At 73.1% G+C, this 18,861-nt stretch carries 14 protein-coding genes; 7 read left to right on the top strand and 7 right to left on the bottom strand.

Annotated elements, in window-relative coordinates; all coding sequences use genetic code 11:
* Nucleotides 1–15: 15 nt before the first annotated feature.
* Nucleotides 16–1,038, bottom strand: a complete 1,023-nt coding sequence (locus tag AMIS_RS23745) for an alpha/beta hydrolase (RefSeq protein WP_014444942.1) — start codon at nucleotides 1,036–1,038, stop codon at nucleotides 16–18.
* A 178-nt stretch (nucleotides 1,039–1,216) separates the two neighbouring features.
* Between AMIS_RS23745 and AMIS_RS23740 the strand changes: the two genes are divergently transcribed.
* The 6 genes from AMIS_RS23740 (at nucleotide 1,217) to AMIS_RS41265 (ending at nucleotide 7,871) form a co-directional block, all read left to right on the top strand.
* Nucleotides 1,217–1,666: a DUF5990 family protein gene (locus AMIS_RS23740; RefSeq protein WP_231859409.1), complete on the top strand. Its 450-nt coding sequence runs from the start codon at nucleotides 1,217–1,219 to the stop codon at nucleotides 1,664–1,666.
* Complete coding sequence (locus tag AMIS_RS23735) at nucleotides 1,663–4,818, top strand: DEAD/DEAH box helicase (protein WP_014444940.1); 3,156 nt, start codon at nucleotides 1,663–1,665, stop codon at nucleotides 4,816–4,818. Before AMIS_RS23740 ends, AMIS_RS23735 begins: the two co-directional genes overlap by 4 nt.
* Nucleotides 4,811–5,734 (top strand): SWIM zinc finger family protein, encoded by a 924-nt coding sequence (locus AMIS_RS44215; protein WP_041830013.1) that lies wholly within the window; start codon nucleotides 4,811–4,813, stop codon nucleotides 5,732–5,734. Before AMIS_RS23735 ends, AMIS_RS44215 begins: the two co-directional genes overlap by 8 nt.
* Nucleotide 5,735: 1 nt before the next feature.
* A complete protein-coding gene (locus AMIS_RS23725) occupies nucleotides 5,736–6,014 on the top strand; it encodes a DUF6412 domain-containing protein (RefSeq protein WP_014444938.1) in 279 nt (92 codons plus the stop codon).
* 71 nt (nucleotides 6,015–6,085) lie between these two features.
* Nucleotides 6,086–6,949 carry a membrane protein insertase YidC gene (gene yidC, locus AMIS_RS23720; protein WP_014444937.1) on the top strand — a complete coding sequence of 288 codons (864 nt, stop codon included), beginning with the start codon at nucleotides 6,086–6,088 and terminating at the stop codon, nucleotides 6,947–6,949.
* A 229-nt stretch (nucleotides 6,950–7,178) separates the two neighbouring features.
* Complete coding sequence (locus AMIS_RS41265) at nucleotides 7,179–7,871, top strand: hypothetical protein (RefSeq protein ID WP_014444936.1); 693 nt, start codon at nucleotides 7,179–7,181, stop codon at nucleotides 7,869–7,871.
* Nucleotides 7,872–7,945: 74 nt separating this feature from the next.
* Here the strand turns inward: AMIS_RS41265 and AMIS_RS23710 are convergent, their stop codons facing one another.
* From AMIS_RS23710 to AMIS_RS23685, 6 genes are all read right to left on the bottom strand, one after another.
* A complete protein-coding gene (locus tag AMIS_RS23710) occupies nucleotides 7,946–9,343 on the bottom strand; it encodes an SDR family NAD(P)-dependent oxidoreductase (protein ID WP_014444935.1) in 1,398 nt (465 codons plus the stop codon).
* 88 nt (nucleotides 9,344–9,431) lie between these two features.
* Entirely contained in the window at nucleotides 9,432–13,073 is a 3,642-nt protein-coding gene (locus AMIS_RS43735) for an MMPL family transporter (protein ID WP_014444934.1), read from the bottom strand.
* A gap of 37 nt (nucleotides 13,074–13,110) precedes the next feature.
* Nucleotides 13,111–13,959 (bottom strand): hypothetical protein, encoded by an 849-nt coding sequence (locus AMIS_RS23700; RefSeq protein WP_014444933.1) that lies wholly within the window; start codon nucleotides 13,957–13,959, stop codon nucleotides 13,111–13,113.
* Nucleotides 13,960–14,071: 112 nt separating this feature from the next.
* The gene (locus AMIS_RS23695; protein ID WP_014444932.1) at nucleotides 14,072–14,860 is read right to left on the bottom strand and encodes a YaaA family protein; all 789 of its coding nucleotides are present in this window, start codon (nucleotides 14,858–14,860) and stop codon (nucleotides 14,072–14,074) included.
* A gap of 69 nt (nucleotides 14,861–14,929) precedes the next feature.
* On the bottom strand, nucleotides 14,930–15,259 hold the full coding sequence (locus AMIS_RS23690; RefSeq protein ID WP_014444931.1) for an STAS domain-containing protein: 330 nt from the start codon (nucleotides 15,257–15,259) through the stop codon (nucleotides 14,930–14,932).
* A 49-nt stretch (nucleotides 15,260–15,308) separates the two neighbouring features.
* Nucleotides 15,309–17,102 (bottom strand): copper resistance CopC/CopD family protein, encoded by a 1,794-nt coding sequence (locus AMIS_RS23685; protein ID WP_231859071.1) that lies wholly within the window; start codon nucleotides 17,100–17,102, stop codon nucleotides 15,309–15,311.
* Between the two features lie 109 nt (nucleotides 17,103–17,211).
* On the opposite strand from AMIS_RS23685, the gene pgm reads away from it, so the two are divergent.
* Nucleotides 17,212–18,861 carry a phosphoglucomutase (alpha-D-glucose-1,6-bisphosphate-dependent) gene (pgm, locus tag AMIS_RS23680; protein ID WP_014444929.1) on the top strand — a complete coding sequence of 550 codons (1,650 nt, stop codon included), beginning with the start codon at nucleotides 17,212–17,214 and terminating at the stop codon, nucleotides 18,859–18,861.

The raw sequence follows: 18,861 nt of genomic DNA, 5'->3' as shown, positions 1-18,861 counted from the left end.
GGCCGCCTCCTTCAATCAATCGGGCCAGATCCGGCACAGAAGAGACGTGAGGTGCGGGTCCAGGGCGTCCCGCCACCCCGCCCAGGTGTGTGCGTCCGGGTTCTCGGCGAATGCCACCGGATACCCCTGATCGCACAACGCATCCACCATGTCGCGGTTGTTCGCCAGGTTCTCCTCCGCCGCCCCGCAGGTCAGGACGGCCGGAACCGCCGGGCCGCGGCCGGCCCGCAGAACCTGGCCGGCGAACCGGACGATCCGCCCCCACCGGGGAAAATCCGACTCCTGGCTGTCGTGGCGGGGCTGGAAGTAGCTGCCGGACTGCAGGAACAGCCCGGCGAACCCGGCCGGGTGCCGGCGCTGCGCGTGCAGCATGGCGAGCGCGCCGAGGCTCGCGCCGGCGCCCACCACCGCCGGGCTCTGCAGGTCCGCCCGGATCCGCGGAATGATCTCGCCGGCCAGGGCCAGCGCGTACGCCGGGGAGGCCGAGTACCACTCGTCGCGGTCACCGGGCGGCAGGAGCGCCAGATGGTACGGGGGGACCCGTCCTGCCCGGATCATCGCCGACGTGTACCGGGCCAGGCCGCCGAACCGCTCGTAGTCCGGCCCGTCGTGGGCGATCAGCACCCGGCCCTTCGTCGCGTCCGGCGACTCCGGCGACCAGATCCGGATGTCGGCGGTGGTGTGCAGGCCCCGGACCGGCAGGTGCAGCGATCGCCAGGTGCCGGCCATCCCCTCGTGGTGCAGCCAGTCCGGCTCGGTGTAGTCCGGGTGGTGCACGACCGAGGACTCGCCGAAGCCGCCGGCCGCGTGCATCGGGTTGCCCGGATCGGTCACGGTCTCCCGGCTGCCGTCCGGGTGGGTCAGCTCGAACCGGTACTCGATCCGCGTGACCGCCGGGGCCGGCAGGTCGAGCTGCCAGCCGTCGCCGGCGAACTCCAGGTCGGCGTGGCGGACGGAGGAGAGCAGGCGGACCGCGGCGAGGCTCTTGGCGGGATCGGCATAGCGGAAGCGCACCGTGGCGCCGTCCCAAGCCTCCATGAACGCACCCTACTGCCGGGAGCGCCCGCGCGCCGGGCGTGTGCGGCGGCCCGGGGATCTCGCCGCGGGTGTGTCCGGTCGTGCCGCTGCGCCGCGGCCGGGGCGGCTTCCGGTGGCGTGGTCGTCCGGGCGGCTCGGGGAAATGTCGGAGGGGCGGCCTAGAGTCGTCGGCGTGCGGATGAGGATCGAGGGCCACGACCTGCCCGGCCGGGCGGGCGCCCCGCAGGCGGAGGCGTTGCGGCTGGGTGGGGTGCACGTCGGTGTGCAGCACACGGCGGGCGGCCGGGCTGAGGTGGTGCAGCGGGTCCCGGTCGCGGCCGAGCGCGCGGTGTGGGAGCTCGACGTCGACGTCCGTGAGGTGGCGGGCTTGATCGACGTGGGCGGGCCGTGGGTGCACGGGCGGCCCGGTCAGCGGTTCCTCTACCTGAGCTGGGGCGCGGTCGACGGCGACGCGTTCGCGATGTTCCGCCGGGCGAAACTGATGTTCGGGGACATCCCGGGGCCGCTGCTGCGGGCGGCGGCGGCCGGGGAGGGCGTCCTGGTCGGCCGGCTCGGCCTGACCGACGCGGAGGGCGGCCCCCGGTGCGCCCGGGTTCGCCCGCCCGAGCTGACCTGGGAGCTGGCGTGACCGGCGCGACGGCCGCGGAGCAGGGCGCCGGTGCGGACGTCGTCGAGGCTTCGGTGCTGGCCTCGGTGCGGGTTCTGCACGGCTTCGTCGGGCGCGACGGCGGGCTGAACCTCTGGGCCGAGGAGGGATCGGTCTGGCCGGTGAGCCGTGCGGCGGCGGCCGGGGCGGTCGGCGGCGCGGCCACGGGCGGGGCGGTGGCCGGCAGGGGAGCGGGGCGCGGGGCCGCGGCGTGGCATCCGTTCGCGGTGGCGGCGGGGGAGTTGCCCGCCGGGGATCCGCGGGAGGCGGCGACGGTGGTGCTGCCCTCGACGTCCGCCGGGCCGCTGGCGTCGCCGCAGCTCGGGATGCCGCGGCGGCGGGGCGCCGTGCGGGCGCGGCCGTGGCGGGTGCCGGCGGTGAGCGTGCCGTTCGCCGATCCGGACCTGGTGGCCGAGTTCGAGGGCCGGGTCGCGCCGTCGGCGGCCTGGATCGTGGAGCTCTGCGGGTTCGCGGCGAGCCTGGTGCGGCGCGGGCGGGTGCTGCCGGCGATCCGGATCGAGGGCGCGCGGCCGGCGGCGCACTGGCGGCCGGTGACGATCGGGGCGGACGCGGTCCGCCGGGCCGCGCTGCTGGAGACCATGCCACCGGCCTGCGGCGCCGAAACCGCCGGCGGGGGCCAGCGGAGTGCGGCCGCTCGCCGCGGCGACGAGGGCGGCGGCGGCGAGCACGGCCGCGGCGAGCACGGCGGCGGCGCGGCGGCCGAGGAGCTGCTGCGGGTGGCACTGGACCGGCTGGTGGACGGGCTGGTGCGGACCCGGCTCGCGGAGGCCGGGGTCAGCCTCGCCGACTACGGGTGGCTGGCCGCGCTCGGCGGGGAGCCGGAGTTCGAGGCCACGCCCGCGCTCGCCGACGAGCTCGCCGGGCGGCTGGACGCCTGGTTCGAGCAGGCGGCCCGGGGTGCCGAGGTGCGGGTCTGCTTCCGGCTCAGCGATCCCCGCGAGCACGAGCCGGTGATGCCGGCCGACGTCCCGCTTCCCGAGGACGCCTGGCGGCTGGAGTTCCTGCTGCAGGCCACCGACGAGCCGAGCGTGCTGGTGCCGGCCGCGGACGTCTGGCGGGACACGTTCGCGCCGCTCAGCCGCTGGACCAGCCACCCGCAGGAGCGCCTGCTCGCCGGGCTGGGCCGGGCAGCCCGGCTCTACCCGGCGCTGGGTGAGGCGCTGCGCGACGCCCGGCCCGCCGAGATGCTGCTCGACACGGAGGCCGCGCACGGGTTCCTCAGTCACGCCGCGCTGCTCGCCGAGGCGGGCTACGGCGTGCTGCTCCCGGCCTGGTGGCAGCGGCGGCCGGGGCTCGGCCTGTCGCTGGAGGTGCGCGGGCGTGACCCGGTCTCCAGCGTGCTGCGCGATCGGGCGGTCGGCAAGAAACAGCTGGTCGACTACCAATGGTCGCTCGCGCTCGGCGGGCGCACCCTGACCGAGCATGAGCTGGCCGACCTGGCCCGGGCCAAGGTGCCGCTGATCCGGCTGCGCGGGCGGTGGGTGCACCTCGATCCGCAGCGGCTGGCGGCCGGGCTGGCGTTCCTGAGCCGGGGCGGCGGGACGATGACCGCCGGTGACGCGCTGGCAACGATGCGCCTGCTGCCGCCGGAGGAGCTGCCGCTGCCGGTGACCGACGCACGGGGCGAGGGCTGGCTCGCCGACCTGCTCACCGGGCGTCTGGAGCAGAGCCTGGAGCTGCTGGATCCGCCGGAGGGCCTGGGGACGGTGCTCCGGCCGTACCAGATCAGGGGTTTCTCCTGGCTTGCGTTCCTGGACGCGCTGGGGCTGGGCGCGTGCCTCGCGGACGACATGGGGCTCGGCAAGACGGTGCAGCTGCTGACGCTGCTGCTGCACCACCGGGCGGGTCCGGCGCTGTTGATCTGCCCGCTCTCGGTGCTGGGCAACTGGCAGCGGGAGGCGGAGCGGTTCGCGCCGGGGCTGCGGGTGCGGGTGCTGCACGGCGCCGACCGGGCCGATCCGCGGACCCTGGCGGACGGGGCGGACCTGGTGCTCACCACCTATCAGACCGCCGTGCGGGACGCCGACGTGCTGGCCGGGATCGACTGGGACCGGGTGGTGCTCGACGAGGCGCAGCACATCAAGAACTCCGGCAGCGCCGCGGCGAAGGCGGTCCGCCGGTTCCCGGCGCGCAACCGGATCGCGCTCACCGGCACCCCGGTGGAGAACCGGCTCGCCGAGCTCTGGTCGATCCTGGACTTCCTCAATCCGGGGCTGCTGGCGTCGGCGCACACGTTCCGGGCCCGGTTCTCGGTGCCGATCGAGCGGTACGCCGACGAGGACGCGGCGGCCCGGCTGCGGCAGGCGACCCGGCCGTTCCTGCTGCGCCGCACCAAGAACGACGCGATGATCGCCGCCGAGCTGCCGGCCAAGCGGCACGTGCGGCACCTGTGCGGGATGACGACCGAGCAGGTCAGCCTCTACCAGGCGGTGCTCGACGACCTGCTGGGCCGGCTCGAGGAGCCCGGCGACACCTGGCGCAAGGGCCTGGTCCTGTCCGCGATGACCAAGCTGAAACAGGTGTGCGTGCACCCGGCGCTGGCGCTGAAGGACAACTCGCCGCTGCCCGGCCGGTCCGGCAAGGTGGACCGTCTGGAGGAGATCGTCGACCGGGCGCTCGGCGCGGGGGAGAGCGTGCTGTGCTTCACGCAGTTCGCCCGGTTCGGCGGGATGCTCACCCCGCATCTGGCCGCCCGGTTCGGCGCGCCGGTGTCGTTCCTGCACGGTGGCACGCCGCGCGGCCGGCGCGACGCCATGGTCGCCGCGTTCCAGCAGGCCACCCGGCCGGGGATCTTCGTGCTGTCGCTGAAGGCGGGGGGCACCGGGCTGAACCTGACCGCCGCCAACCACGTGATCCACATCGACCGCTGGTGGAACCCGGCGACCGAGACACAGGCGTCCGACCGGGCGTTCCGGATCGGGCAGCGCCGCGACGTGCACGTGCACAACCTGGTCTGCCTCGGCACCCTGGAGGAGAACATCGACCGGGTGATCGCCGACAAGGGCATCCTCGCCGATCGGGTGGTCGGCACCGGCGAGAGCTGGCTGAGCGCGCTGTCCACCAGCGAGCTGCGGGACCTGTTCACCCTCGCGCCGGAGGCCATCGTTGACTGACTTCCCGATCGCCTTCCTCGGCATGTTCGAGGCCCTGCGGATGGGCCCGACCTTCGCCCGCGGGCGCCGCGACGACCGGGCCGGGCACGTGCGCAGCCTGACCGTCTCGTCCAGCCTGGTCACCGCCCTGGTCCGCGGCCCGGACGACCCGGTCGCCTTCCGGTCCCGGATCGCGGTCCGCTCGTTCGGCGCCGCCGAGTGGGCCCGCGTGGAGAAAGCCCTGGTCAGCGAGGCCCGCTACGCCGCCGACCTGCTCAGCGGCCGGATGCCGGACGGGATCGAGGCGGTCTTCGCCGGCGCCGGGCTCGGCCTGCTGCCGCTCTCGCTCGACGAGGTCGCCCTGGACTGCTCGTGTGAGCGCTGGCCGATGCCGTGCGTGCACCTCGCGGCGACCTGTTACGCGCTGGCCCGGACGTTCGAGGGTGACCCGTTCGAGGTGTTCACCTGGCGCGGGCGGTCCCGGGACGAGCTGCTGATGCGGCTGCGCAAGCTGCGCGAGTCGGCGGCGGTGGACGAGGCGGCGAAGGCGGCGGCGTCTCGGCCCGCGTCCTCGGCCGCGTCTTCGCCCGACGAGCAGCCGGGACCGGCGCGGCCGCTCGTCGATCCGGACGATCCGGCCGCGTTCTGGGGCGTGCATCCGGCGGGTGTCGCGCCGGCGGGTGCCGAGCGGGCGGGTGCCGAGCGGGCGGGTGTCGCGCCGGCGGGTGCCGAGTGGGCGGGTGCCGAGCCCGCGGGTGCCGGGCCGCAGGGCTTTGTGGCGCCGGGCAGCGCGGCGCCGCTCGCCGGGGTACGCCCGGACGCGCTGCTCGATCAGCTCGACCCGCCGCCGCTGAGCCACCATGGGCAGCCGATCGTGGAGGTGCTGCGCCCGGCGTACGCGGCGCTGCCGGAGACCGAGGTTGCGGACCGGAGCTAACGTGGAGAGCGTGATGTGGTGGGAAGCCCTCTGGCGCCTGGTCGGCCTGCTGACCGACGCCGGCCCCACCGCGCTCCTGGTCGGCGCGGCCGGCCTCCTGCTGGTGACGGTGCTCGCCGCCGGCCTGATGATCGATTTCCGCTCCGCGGCGAACCCGCTGGTCAGCCGCTCGGCGATGCGCGATCGTGCCCGCCGGGCCGGAGTGCCCCGCCATCGTGACCCGGACGCCCCGGGCCGCACCCGTCCTCGAGGACCCACCGCGCGGCCCGTGGCCGCCTGAGCTCTTCCGCCTCATCGCGGCCACTGCCGGCTGTCCTCAAGTCCAGTGCGTCCGCAAGGGGTCCGCTCGTGATGGAACCTGTCTACACCGCCATTTCCGCCATTCTTCTTTTCTGGCATGCCGCCTGGGATCGCCTGCTGGGCGACACCCTCGCCCTCGGCACCTCGTGGTCCTGGGTGCTCGGCATCGTCTTCCTCGTTCTCACCGTCCGGCTCGCGCTCTTCCCTGTGATCATCCGGCAGGTCCGCTCGCAGCGCGCCACCCAGCGTCTCCAGCCGCAGGTCAAGGCCCTGCAGGAGAAGCACAAGGGCGACCGGGAGACGCTGCAGAAGGAACTCGCCGACCTCTTCGCGCGGGAGAAGGTCAGCCCGCTCGCCCCGTTCCTGCCGATGCTGGTGCAGATCCCGGTGGTGATCGGCCTGCTGCACGTGCTGCGCCACCTGCGTCCCGGCGTCACCAGCGAGGCGTCGCGCACCCTCTACGGCTGGACGCTCACCCAGTTCGACAGCGCGATCCACGCGAAGCTGCTCACCGCGCCGATCACCGCCGGGTTCAGCACCGGAGACCTCACCGTGAAGCTGGTCGCGGCCGTGCTGATCCTGGTGATGACCGTGACGACCTACCTCACCACCCGCCAGATGATCAACAAGGCGGGCCGGGCCGAGGAGGGGCCGGCGCTGATCATGCAGCGGGTGATGCTCTACGGATTCCCGCTGTCGCTGCTGATCTCCGGTGCGTTGTTCCCGATCGGCGTGGTCCTCTACTGGGTCACCCAGAACATCTTCGCGCTCGGCCAGCAGGCCTGGATCCTCCGTCGTTATCCCGTCGCCCTTCCCGAATCGAAAGCCCCGGTCAAGGCCGTTGCCCCACCCAAGGTGGGCGCCAAGCCGGCCAGGCACGGCGAGCGGGGGTACGGGCGGAGCGTCGCCCGCTGACGCGGGGGGATTCTCGGAGCGACGGCCGGGAATGCCGTGTCGATTCGGCACAATTCTCAGGCATCTCCCAGCCGAGCGGTAAACGTCGCTGCACCAATTTGTTCAAATCATGTCTTTACGGACACTAAACGGGTCGTCCAAAGGGTCAACTTTCCCGGAAACGACAGAACCCGATTGCGACCCGTGATGGGCTGACGAGGTCATAGCGTTTTGTCCGAAAAGGTGTGAGATGAACAAGGTAAAGCGGATGCTGGCCCTCAGCAGCATGGGCCTCGCGGCCGGTGCGATGCTCGGCACGGCTCCGGCTCAGGCGGAACCTGCCGCCCCGAGCAACGTGACATCGAGCAGCGCGTCGGCCGGCCCGCGCTGGGACAACGACTACGTGGTCGGGTACTACCGCTGGGAACGGGCCTGCTACCGGGCCGGATTCACCGGGCAGCGGTACGGCGCCTGGTGGCGCTTCCACTGCGAACCCGTGTGGCTGCGCGGATGGCGCGGATGGGTGCTCGAAGTCAAGGGAAGCCACTGGCGCTGGGACGAATGGCGCGGCGGCTGGCCGAAGGGCTGGGACGACCGTCCGGACCGCTTCGGCAAGCCGTTCTCGCTCCGGAACGGTGGACGCCCGGGCGGTGACAACTTCCGTGGCGGTGACGACTTCCGTGGTGGTGACGACTTCCGTGGCGGCGACAACGTCCGCGGCGGTGACGACTTCCGTGGCGGCGACAACTTCCGTGGCGGTAACCAGGGCGGTCCCGGCGGTGACGACTTCCGTGGCGGCATGGGCGGCCAGGGCGGCGACGACTTCCGTGGTGGCGGCCAGGGTGGTCCCGGCGGCGACGACTTCCGCGGCGGCAAGGGCGGCGACGACGACCGTGGCGGTAAAGGCGGTAAAGGCGGTAAGGGCGGCAAAGGCGGCGAGTGACGCCTCGGCCCCGTGACACTGCGCGGGCCGCGACCCTTTCGAGGGCGCGGCCCGCTCCCGTCACCGGACCCGGGTCACCAGGCCACCGGGGCGTAGTCCTTCAGGAAACAGCCGTACACGTCCTCGCCCTGCTCGCCGCGCACGATCGGGTCGTAGACCCGGGCCGCGCCGTCGACCAGGTCCAGCGGGGCGTGGAAACCCTCCTCGTGCAGGCGCATCTTCGTCGGATGCGGCCGCTCGTCGGTGATCCAGCCGGTGTCCACGCTGGTCATCAGGATGCCGTCGGCGAACATGTCCTCCGCGCTGGTGCGGGTCAGCATGTTCAGCGAGGCCTTCGCCATGTTGGTGTGCGGATGACCGGCGCCTTTGTAGCCGCGGTTGAAGATGCCCTCCATCGCGGACACGTTCACCACGTACCGCCGGGGGAACGCCGACGCCCGCATCGCCCTGCGCAGCCGGCTCACCAGGATGAACGGCGCCGTCACGTTGCACAGCTGCACTTCCAGCAGCTCCAGCGGCTCCACCTCGTGCACCCGGTCGCTCCAGCTGTTCGTCGGCGTGGTGTCCGGCACCAGGCCGCCCGCGTCGATCCCGGTGGAACGCGCGGTCAGCGCCAGCGCCGTGACCTCCTGCGGTGACAGGACGCCGCCCGCGGTGAGTGCCGCGGCCGGGGACGCCGCGCCGAGAGTGGCGGCGCCGCCGAAGTACTCCAGGGCGGGAATCGGTCCGTCCGGCAGGGGAGCCGACTCGGCGGCCACCAGTTCGGCGTAGGCGCCTGTCGTACGCCGTACCGTCTGGGCCGCGTTGTTGATCAGAATGTCCAGGGGACCGCGTGCCGCCACGGAATCGGCAAGACCCACCACCTGGGCCGGGTCGCGCAGGTCGATGCCGACCACCCGCAGCCGGTGCAGCCACTCCGCGCTGTCCGGCATCGCCGCGAACCGCCGGACCGCGTCATGCGGGAACCGCGTCGTGATCGTCAGATCCGCCCCGTCCCGGAGCAGGCGCAGCGCGATGTACATGCCGATCTTGGCGCGCCCGCCGGTGAGCAGCGCCGTCCGGCCGCTCAGGTCGGTGCGCGCGTCCCGCCGGGCGTGGTTCAGCTCGGCGCAGCGCGGGCAGAGCTGGTGGTAGAACGCGTCCACCACGGTGAACCGCTGCTTGCACACGTAACAGCCGCGCGCCTGCTTCAGCACACCCGCCGTCGCGCCGCGCACGCCGCTCTTCAGCGGAATGCCGGCGGTCTCGTCGTCGATCCGCCCCGGCGCGCCGGTCGCGGTCGACTCGGTGACCGCCCGGTCGTTCGCCAGGACCGCCTCCCGGCGGTCCCGTCGCCGCTGCAGCTTCACCGTCTTGAACAGCCCCGCGGTGGCCCGCCGGACCTTCACCGCGTCAGGGTGCTCGGCCGGAAGCGCCTCCACCTCAGCCAGGACGGCAAGGCAGACCGCGAGACGGTCCGGATCCACGCCCATTACCGCATCCCCCTTTGTTTCCACGGCAGGCACTGTACTTACCCGGCCGTCCTATCGGCCGCCGGTGGGACGGGGCAAGGGGTCCGGGTCACTCTTCGCCCTTCGGGCGTGCCGATTTCGGCTGATCCGCCAGGGTCTGCGGGCGCGGGGTGGGCGGCTTGGGGCCGCTGAGCCAGTCGTCGAGCGTCTGCGGGCGCGCGAAGTGGGCCGGGTTCTCCGGCGCGGGGCCGGGCTTGGCGGGCACGTCACCCAGCGTCTGCGGACGCGGGCCACTGAGCCACTCGTCCAGCGTCTGCGGGCGCCGGCTCGCTGCCGGCGCCGCACTGACGGGTACGGCGGTGCCACTCAGCAGGTCGTCCAAGGTCTGCGGGCGGCGGGGTTCGGCGTCGGCCGTGGACGCCGGGGTGGCGTCTTCGGCCGGTTCGGCGGGTTGGGCGGTCTCGGCCGGTTCGGCGGGTTGGGTGGTCTCGGCTGGTTCGGCGGGCTCGGGCGATGGGGGTGTGGTGCTGGGCAGCCATCCGAAGTCGTCCGGAGCGGGGGCCGCCAGATTCGCGAGCCGAGGGTCCTTCCGCCAGGCGAACGGATCAGGCACGACGGCCGCGACCGGCTCAGCGGAGGCCACCGGCCCGGCTTCTTCCGGCGCAGCTGCGGCCGGTTGGTCGGCTTTGACCGGCTGCTCGGCCACCGGCTGGTCGGCCACGGGCTCCTCGGCCGGCTCTGTCGCCGGTGGGTCGGTGGCTTCGACAGTGGAAACCGGCGGCGCCTCGCCGTGGGCAGCTTCGGCCCCTGCCGCGAGGGTCGCCTCGACCTCGGCCCAGATCGCCTCACTGTCGTGCGCCGGCGAGATCGTCAGATCCTCCGGGGCCTCCGAAGCGGCCCGATCCGAGTCAGAAGCTTCCGCAGCGACGGGGGAATCCTCGGTGAGGGAGGACTTCTCGTCAGCCGGCAGAGAGGCCTCCACGGCCGCGGCGATCGCCGGCGTCTCGGACGCTTCGGCCGACTCCGGCTGGGCGACAGCGATCACCGCAGCCTCGGGCGACTGCGCCTCTGGCGACTCCGGCTGGGGCGACTCCGGTTCGGGGGCCTCGGGCGACCGCGTCTCGGGCGACTCCGCTTCGAGGGCCTCGGGCGACTGCGGCTCGGCGCCGGCGATCACCGCCGCCTCGGGCGAGTCCGGTGCCGCCGGTGAGGTGGGCACCGAAGCTTCGGCGTCGTCGGGCTGGGAATCGCCGGCGTGGGAAACGGCCATGGCAGCTACCCGTTCCTTCTCGGCCAGATAGTCCAATACGTCGTCATAGTCCAGTACGACCGTGTTGTTCTCGTCCACCGAGGTGTGCAGGACGAGGGTGTCGGCAGGCAGGTAGTCGGCGAACGACCGTGGCCCGGCGCTCTGACCGGCGGGCAGGGCAGCGGCCGCGTGCCGGCCGGGAAGGGCGGTGGCGGCGTGCCGCCCGGGCAGCGCCGCCGCCGCGTGGCGAGGCCCCTGGTCGGCGCCGCCCATGCGGGTGGCCCGGTCGGTGTCGTCCACGTGGGTGGTCCGGCCGGTGTCGTCCACGCGGGTGGTCCGGCCGGCGTCCGCGTCGGTGGCCCGGTCGGCGTCCGCGTCGGCGGGCTCGGCTGCGTGCTCGGCCAGGCCCGCGCGCTCCTGCAAGCGCCGCAACGGCCCCGGCGCCCACCACGCGGCGTCGCCGAAGAGGGCGAGCACCGCCGGTACCAGCAGCATCCGGACCACCGTCGCGTCGAGCAGCAGCGCGATGATCATGCCGACGCCGACGAAGCGCATCGTGGTCACCGAAGACAGGGCGAAGGCGCCGGTCACGACGATCAGGAGCAGGGCCGCGGCGCTGATCACGCGGCCGGTCCGGGTCAGGCCGATGGTCACGGCCTCGGCCGTGGTGGCGCCCCTGACCCGGGCCTCGACCATCCGGGAGAGCAGGAACACCTCGTAGTCGGTGGAGAGTCCGAATACGACGGCCGCCATCAGTACGACGATGCCCGCTTCCAGGGGTGCCGGTGTCACGTTCAGCAGGCCCGCGCCGTGCCCGTCCTGGAAGATCCAGATCAGGATGCCGAACGTGGCGGTGAGGCTGAGCGCGCTCATCACCACCGCCTTGATCGGCAGCAGGATCGAGCCGAACGCCAGGAACATCAGCACGAGCGTGGCGCCGGCCAGCAACCCGATCATCAGCGGGAGTTTCGCGGCGATCGCGGCGATGCTGTCGACGTTGCGGGCGGTGGCGCCGCCGATCAGCACGTCGGCGCCGGCCGGCGCGGGCAGGGCGCGCAGGTCGTCGACGGCCTGGCGGGCGGCGGCGCTGAACGGGTCGGGGTCGGCGAGGGCGGCGTTGAGCACGAGCAGGTCCCCGGTCACGCCCGTCGTGGTCACCTCGGTGACGCCGGGGACCTTCGCCAGGGCATCCGAGAACGCGGACATCGCGGAAGCGCGCGCGTCGTCCGTCGCCACGCCCCGCATCACGATCTGCACGCCGCCGGTGCTGAACTGCGGATAGCCCGCTTTCAGCGTCTCGATCGCCACCCGCGACGGATCGTCCGACGGCAGCACCCGCTCGTCGTTCTCGCCGAAGCGGACACCGCCGATCGGCAGCGCCAGCACCAGCAGACCGGCCAGGATCGGCACCGCGACCAGCACCGGCCGCCGCAGCACCACCCCGGCGAGCCGGGACCAGCCGCGGCCCGTGGCGGAGCGGGCCGGGAGGCGTACCGGAAGCTTGTCCACGCGCGGGCCCAGGATGGCCAGGACCGCCGGCAGCAGGGTGAGCGACAGCAGCATCGCGAGGAAGACCGCGGCGAGACCGCCGTAGGCGAGCGACTTGAGGAACCCCTGGGGGAAGAGCAGGAGCCCGGCGAGGGCGGTCATCAGCAGGGTGGCGGAGAACAGGACGGTACGGCCGGCGGTGGCGACGGTCCGCCGGATCGCCTCGGCGGTCGGGTGCGCGGCCTGCTCCTCGCGGAACCGGCCGACCATGAACAGGCCGTAGTCGATCGCCATGCCGAGCCCGAGCAGGCTCGCCACGTTGACGGCGAACGAGTTGACCTCGTGGGTGAGCGCGACGGTGTGCAGCACGCCGAGCGATCCGAGCACCGCCGCGCCACCGATGAGAACCGGCAGGGACGCGGCGACCAGCGAGCCGAAGATGAACAGCAGCAGCACCAGGACGATCGGCAGCGAGATCATCTCGGCGAAGACCAGGTCGTCGGCGGAGCGTTCGTTGGAGGCGTGCGAGAGCGGCACGCTGCCGGCCAGCTGCAGGTGCGCTCCGGGTACGCCCAGCGACTCCTCGATGTCCGCGTAGGACGTCATCTTCTCGGCGTCGTCCGCGCCGGCCAGGGTGATCACCGCGGCCGCGCTGGACCGGTCCGCGGCGGCGTACCGCGGCGCCTTGTCGTCCCAGTACGACGCCGTCGAGACGACCGCGCCGCCGGGCAGCTCCCCGAGCCGCGCGGTGATCCGCTTGGCCAGCGCCGCGTCGTCGATCGTGCCCCGGTCCGGCGTGTAGATCGCGATGACGTCGCCGCTCTGCCCGCCCAGGGCGGTGGCGACTACGTCGGCGGCCCGCGCGGATTCGCTGTCCGGGTCGCTGTAACCCCCCTCGGTGAGCCGATCGAACACCCCGACGCCCCAGACGCCCGCGCCGAGCACCGCGACCAGCGCGACGACCAGCACCGACCATCGAAGGCGGGCGACCCGCGTTCCCCAGCCCGCGAACACAAGCTCCCCTTTCCGAACCGAACCGAGTTTGCGCAGGTCAGCTCAGTGTCGCGGCCTGCAGTGCGACCCCGCCGCAGTCCTCGGAGAAGGACTCATCGGTGATCCACTTGAGGGAGATCTTGCCAGTACCGGTGGCGGTGTAGCTCACCGTGTAGACGGCTGTCTCCATCGACGTGCCGGTCTGCTCCCAGCGGTCCCTGACGACCTTGCCGCCGGTGGAGAGCTTGACCTCCAGCGACCCGCTCCCGGAGACCAGGCCGACGTAGAGCCGCAGCGTGCTGTCCCGGGTGCCGGCCGGCGCGGAGAGCGTGAAGCCGCTGCCGGCGTCGCAGGCCCGCACGCCGCTCGTCACGCCGGACGCCGAGGCGAGCGGGCTGCCGCCGGTCCAGCGGTATTTCTCCGGGCTCAGCGTGTGCCGCGCGCGGGACGGCCCGGGGGTGCCCTCGAGGATCGCGAAGCCGCCGTTCGCGTTGCGTTCCAGCGCGTACGTGCCCTGCTCACCCCAGTGCACCCAGTCGATCGTGCCCTCGGCGGTCAGGTTGACGCGCTCGGGCACCGCGGACCGCTCGATCGCGATCGTGTCGACCGGGGCGAAGCTGGGCGACGGTGACGGGCTCTGCAGCGGAATCGGCAGCTGGGCGGCGTTCGGATCACCGAGTCCGCCGAGCGCCGGGGCGGTGCCCGCGGGCTGCGGCTCGTCGCCGCCGCGGGTGACCACGACCAGCCCGAAGGCGATCACCGCGAGCACGCCCAGGAAGATCACCAGGCCGGGAGCGGCGTACTCCCGCCAGGACCGCTTGTCGGCGAGCAGCATGGCGGGCACGTCCGGTTCGCGCCGGAGAACCAGTTCCTTGCCAGGCTTTTCCGGTGGAGTCCGATCGGACAAGGGTCCTCCGGATCAGGCGTTCGTGAGAGGGGGGCGCCTCCCGGCCGAGGCCGCGAGGCGTTAAACGATCTCATCTACCGGGGCAGGAGTGAAGAGTGGGAGCCGTCACCACTCAAAGATCGCTGACCACGATGTCCAGCTGCCGCGGCCGGCCCTCGGGCGCGGGCCGCTCCTCGACCGTGAACTTCAGGTCGCGCATCGCCACGACCAGCTCGTCCACCGACCCGGGCGTCGCGCGATCCTCGGCCAGCGCGCGGACCAGCCGCCCCTTCGTGGCCTTGTTGAAGTGGCTGACCACGGACCGTTTCGCCACCCCGCCGACCAGGCGCTCGTGCAGCACGCGCACCTGCGCGCTCTGCGGGCCGGGCGCCCACATCGCCACATAGGCCCCGGAGCGCAGGTCCAGCACGGGTCCGTCCAGGCGGTCCAGCGCCGGCTTCAAGACCTTCTTCCAGTACGGGGTGAGCCCGCCCACCTGCGGCAGGGTGACCCCGATCGAACACCGGTACGCGGGGATCCGGTCGCCGAGGCGCACCACGCCCCAGAGCCCGGAGAAGACCACCGCCGTCTCGTCGAGCCACGCGCGCGACTCGGGGCCCAGCCCGGCCGGGTCGAGGGCCTCGTAGAGCACCCCGGTGTAGATCTGCGCGGCCGGGGCGGCGGGCGCCTCCGGCAGTCGCGCGTTGCGGGTGATCTCGTCGCGCTGACCGGTGCTGAGACCGAGGACGGTGAGGGAGTCGGCGACCGACCGCTCGCTGCTGCGCCTGCAGAGAGCGACGAGACGGTTGAGCACCCGGGTGCGGGCGGCGGCGAGCTCGGGCAGCCAGAGGGAGGCCGGATCGACCGGCTCGCCCGCCGTGGCGGAGGTCTTGCCCTCGGACGGCGGCAACAGGATCAGCACGCCGCGAGACTATCCGGCGGGCGGGGCCGGAGGCCGGACGGAGTGATCGGTCGCTCACCGGTCCGTCGCTCAGTCGTCCGGGCGGTTGGCGACGGCGTCCTCGACGGTCGGGTAGACGCCGAGCCGCCGGGCCAGCCCGACCGTGTCGAGCAGCTGTTCCAGGAATTCGCCGGGTCCGGCCAGCCGCAGCCAGCCACCGGCGGCCCGTGCCCGGTTGTGCCCGGTCACGAACGTGCTCAAGCCGATCGAGTCGCAGAAGTCGACACCGGACAGGTCGACCACGACACGTGGCTCCGGTCGGCCGAGTGCCTCGTCGAGGCAGACGGCGAGGGTGGGGGCGCTGTCGAGATCCAGGTTTCCTCGTACCGTCACGACGACGGCGCCTGATCTCTCGTTCATGGAGACCTTCACGGATCTGTTCTGCCCAGAATTCGAGCCGGTGTCACCTCTACCGGGGCGGAACCGTGACGGTCGTCTTCACGGTGGCCCGGTTCAGTTCGTCGACCCGGATCGTGAAGGCGATCTCGTAGGTGCCGGGCACCGGGAAGGTGACCGTGCCGAGCGCCTGGTGCTCGATCGGCAGCGCGGCGAACGGCTCCTTCACGGCCTCCAGGTTCTGGCTGACCAGACGGGTGCTGAGCTGCCACTCGGCGGGCGTGAGGGGCGCACCGGCCGGGGTGTAGAGGAACGCGTGCACCGTGTTGTACTCGCCCAGCTCGACCGGATAGATGTTGAACTGCACGGTGTAGAGCGGGCTGCTCAGCGTCTCGGACAGTCCCTTGCCGGCGACCGCGCGGTCCCGGGCGCCGGCGGTCCGGCCGGGGTCGACCTGCACCAGCACGGCGCTCAGCCCGAGGATCAGCACGGTCGCCACGATCTCCACGCCGACCGTGCGGCGCAGCCGGGACGCGCCGGTGGCGGCCACCCGGGTGACCAGGCGGCGGGCGGTGGCGGCCAGGGCGAGGACGCCCGCGAGCAGGGCCAGCTTGGCGAGCAGGAGCCGGCCGTACCCGGTCTGCCAGACCGCGGCGAGCCCGCCCAGCTGGACCACCGCCTGCACCGCGCCGGCGATGGCGAGCCAGATCACCGCGAGGACCGCCCAGCGTGACCAGGCCGGCAGCAGCACACCGAGGACCCGCCGGTCGGTGCCGCGCAGCAGGAATCCGAGGAGCGTGACCAGCCCGCCGATCCACACCGCCATCGCGGCGAGGTGAACCACGCCCACCGCGACGGTCACGGCGGGCATCGGGGCGGCGATCGCGTGCCCGGTCAGGGGCCACGTCGCGAGTCCGAGGACGCCCACCAGAAGCACCACGCCGACCAGCACTGGCGACCGGCTGGTCCGGCCGGTCCGGCTGGTCGCCAGTGCTGCCGGGCGCCCGATTCGCGAACGCTGAGAGCCGGCCGGACCGGCCGGACCGGCCGGCGCTGAGTGCGGTGCGCCCGCCGCGACGGTGACCAGCTGCGGCGCGGCGACGGCGGCCGCGGGAAGGTGGGACGGCCTGCGGGCGGGGGCGCTCAGCAGGGTGGGCAGCAGGACCGCGAGGACGGCCAGCGCGGCCAGGCGGGCGATCAGCAGCAGACCGTACCGGCTGTCGAGCACGGTGGTCAGCTCGGACACCGAGACCTGCCAGAGCGCGCCGCCGCTGCCCTGCTGCGCCTGCGTGCCGAGCGCGCCGAGGGTGGCGACCGCGGTGAGGGCGAGACCGATCCGGATCAGGCGGAGCGGGCCTTGGCGGGAACGGCGGCGCGGCCACAGGAACGCCAGGAACAGCGCGGGTCCGGTGATGAGCGCGAGTCCCCCGTACCCCAGGAATTTGAGGGTGGGGACGGCGAGGGTGACCGACGGATGCGAGCCGGTGGCGGACGCGGCCTCGGGCGTCGCCGACGGCGCGCCCACCGAGAAGGTGACGGCACCGCCGACCGGGTGACTGTCCGCCGAGATGACCCGGAAGCTGACCAGGTAGGTCCCGAGCGGGCGGTTCGCCTTACGGACCGGGATGCGCAGGACCGTGCCCTCCACGACCGGCGTCGCGTTGATCCGCTCGCCGTCCGGGGCGATCACCTGGATCTGGCCGCTGACCGGGGCGACCGGCTCACTGAACGTGACGGTGACCTCGGAGGGGGAGGACCCGACGACGCTGCCGGGCGCCGGGCTGGACCCGACCGTCGCGGCGTGGGCGGATGCCGGGCGCGGCGCGGCGGCGAGCACTCCCAGCAGGATGAGCAGGAGCAACAGCACGCGTGGAACAACCCGGGTCACAGAAGGTAGTTCGGATGGTGCGGGGGAAAGGTTCAACCGGGCCGCTCGATACGATTCCGCACAGGTCCACGCTCCAAAGGAGGCCGCGATGTCCACCCACCCCCGCGCCGGCACGCCCGCCGAACCGGCTGATCTGATCGACGTGCCCAAAGTCATCTCGCGTTACTACACGGAGCACCCGGATCCGGGCCAGGCGGGGCAGCGCGTCGCGTTCGGCACCTCCGGGCACCGCGGCTCCAGCCTGCGCACCGCGTTCAACGAGGACCACATCGCCGCCACCAGCCAGGCCATCGTCGAGTACCGGCGGGAGCAGGGCACCGACGGGCCGCTCTTCCTGGCCCGCGACACGCACGCGCTGAGCGAGCCCGCGATGATCACGGCGCTCGAGGTGTTCGCCGCCAACGACGTCACCACGCTGATCGACAGCCGGGACGGGTACACGCCGACGCCCGCCCTGTCGCACGCGATCCTCACCTACAACCGGACCCGCGCGCGCAACGACGGGCTCGCCGACGGCGTCGTCGTCACGCCGTCGCACAACCCGCCGGACGACGGCGGTTTCAAGTACAACCCGCCGAACGGCGGGCCGGCCGACACCGACGCCACCAAGTGGATCCAGGACCGGGCGAACGAGCTGATCGCCGGCGGTCTCAAGGACGTGCGGCGGATCAGCGCGGTCCGGGCCCGCGAGTCGGCCACCGTCTCCGGGTACGACTTCCTCGCCACGTACGTGGACGACCTGCCCTCGGTGATCGACATCGAGGCGATCCGGCGGGCCGGTGTCCGGATCGGCGCGGATCCGCTGGGCGGGGCGAGCGTCGCGTACTGGGGGGAGATCGCCCAGCGGCACGGTCTGGACCTGACCGTGGTGAACCCTGCCGTGGACCCGCGGTTCGGTTTCATGACGCTGGACTGGGACGGCAAGATCCGGATGGACTGCTCCTCGCCGTACGCGATGGCGTCGCTGATCGAGCAGAAGGACCGGTTCCAGATCGCCACCGGCAACGACGCCGACGCCGACCGGCACGGCATCGTCACCCCGGACGGCGGGCTGATGAACCCGAACCACTACCTCGCGGTCGCGATCGGGTACCTGTTCCGGGCCCGCACCGACTGGCCGGCCGGCGCCGGCATCGGCAAGACGCTCGTCTCCTCCTCGATGATCGACCGGGTCGCCGCCGACCTGGGCCGCCGCCTCGACGAGGTGCCGGTCGGCTTCAAGTGGTTCGTGCCCGGCCTGCTTGACGCGTCGATCGGCTTCGGCGGCGAGGAGAGCGCCGGGGCGTCGTTCCTGCGCCGCGACGGCAGCGTGTGGAGCACCGACAAGGACGGCATCCTGCTCGACCTGCTGGCGTCCGAGATCATCGCCACCACGGGCAAGACGCCTTCTGTTCTGTACCGGGAGCTGACGGACCGCTTCGGCGAACCGGCCTACGCCCGGATCGACGCGCCGGCGACCCGCGAGCAGAAGGCCGTCCTCGGCAAGCTGTCGCCGTCCCAGGTGACCGCGAAGGAACTGGCCGGCGAGCCGATCACCGGGGTGCTGACCAGCGCCCCCGGTAACGGCGCGGCGATCGGCGGGCTCAAGGTGGTGACCGAGTCCGGCTGGTTCGCGGCCCGGCCGTCCGGCACCGAGGACGTCTACAAGATCTATGCCGAGTCGTTCCAAGGTCCGGAGCACCTGGCCCGGATCCAGGAGGAGGCCCGCGGCGTCGTTTCGGCGGCGCTGGAGGGATAG

The organism is Actinoplanes missouriensis 431 (assembly GCF_000284295.1).
In the GTDB taxonomy this organism is placed as follows: Bacteria; Actinomycetota; Actinomycetes; order Mycobacteriales; family Micromonosporaceae; genus Actinoplanes; species Actinoplanes missouriensis.
Note: the sequence above shows the minus strand (reverse complement) of the source record. Positions and strands in the feature narration are given on the sequence as shown.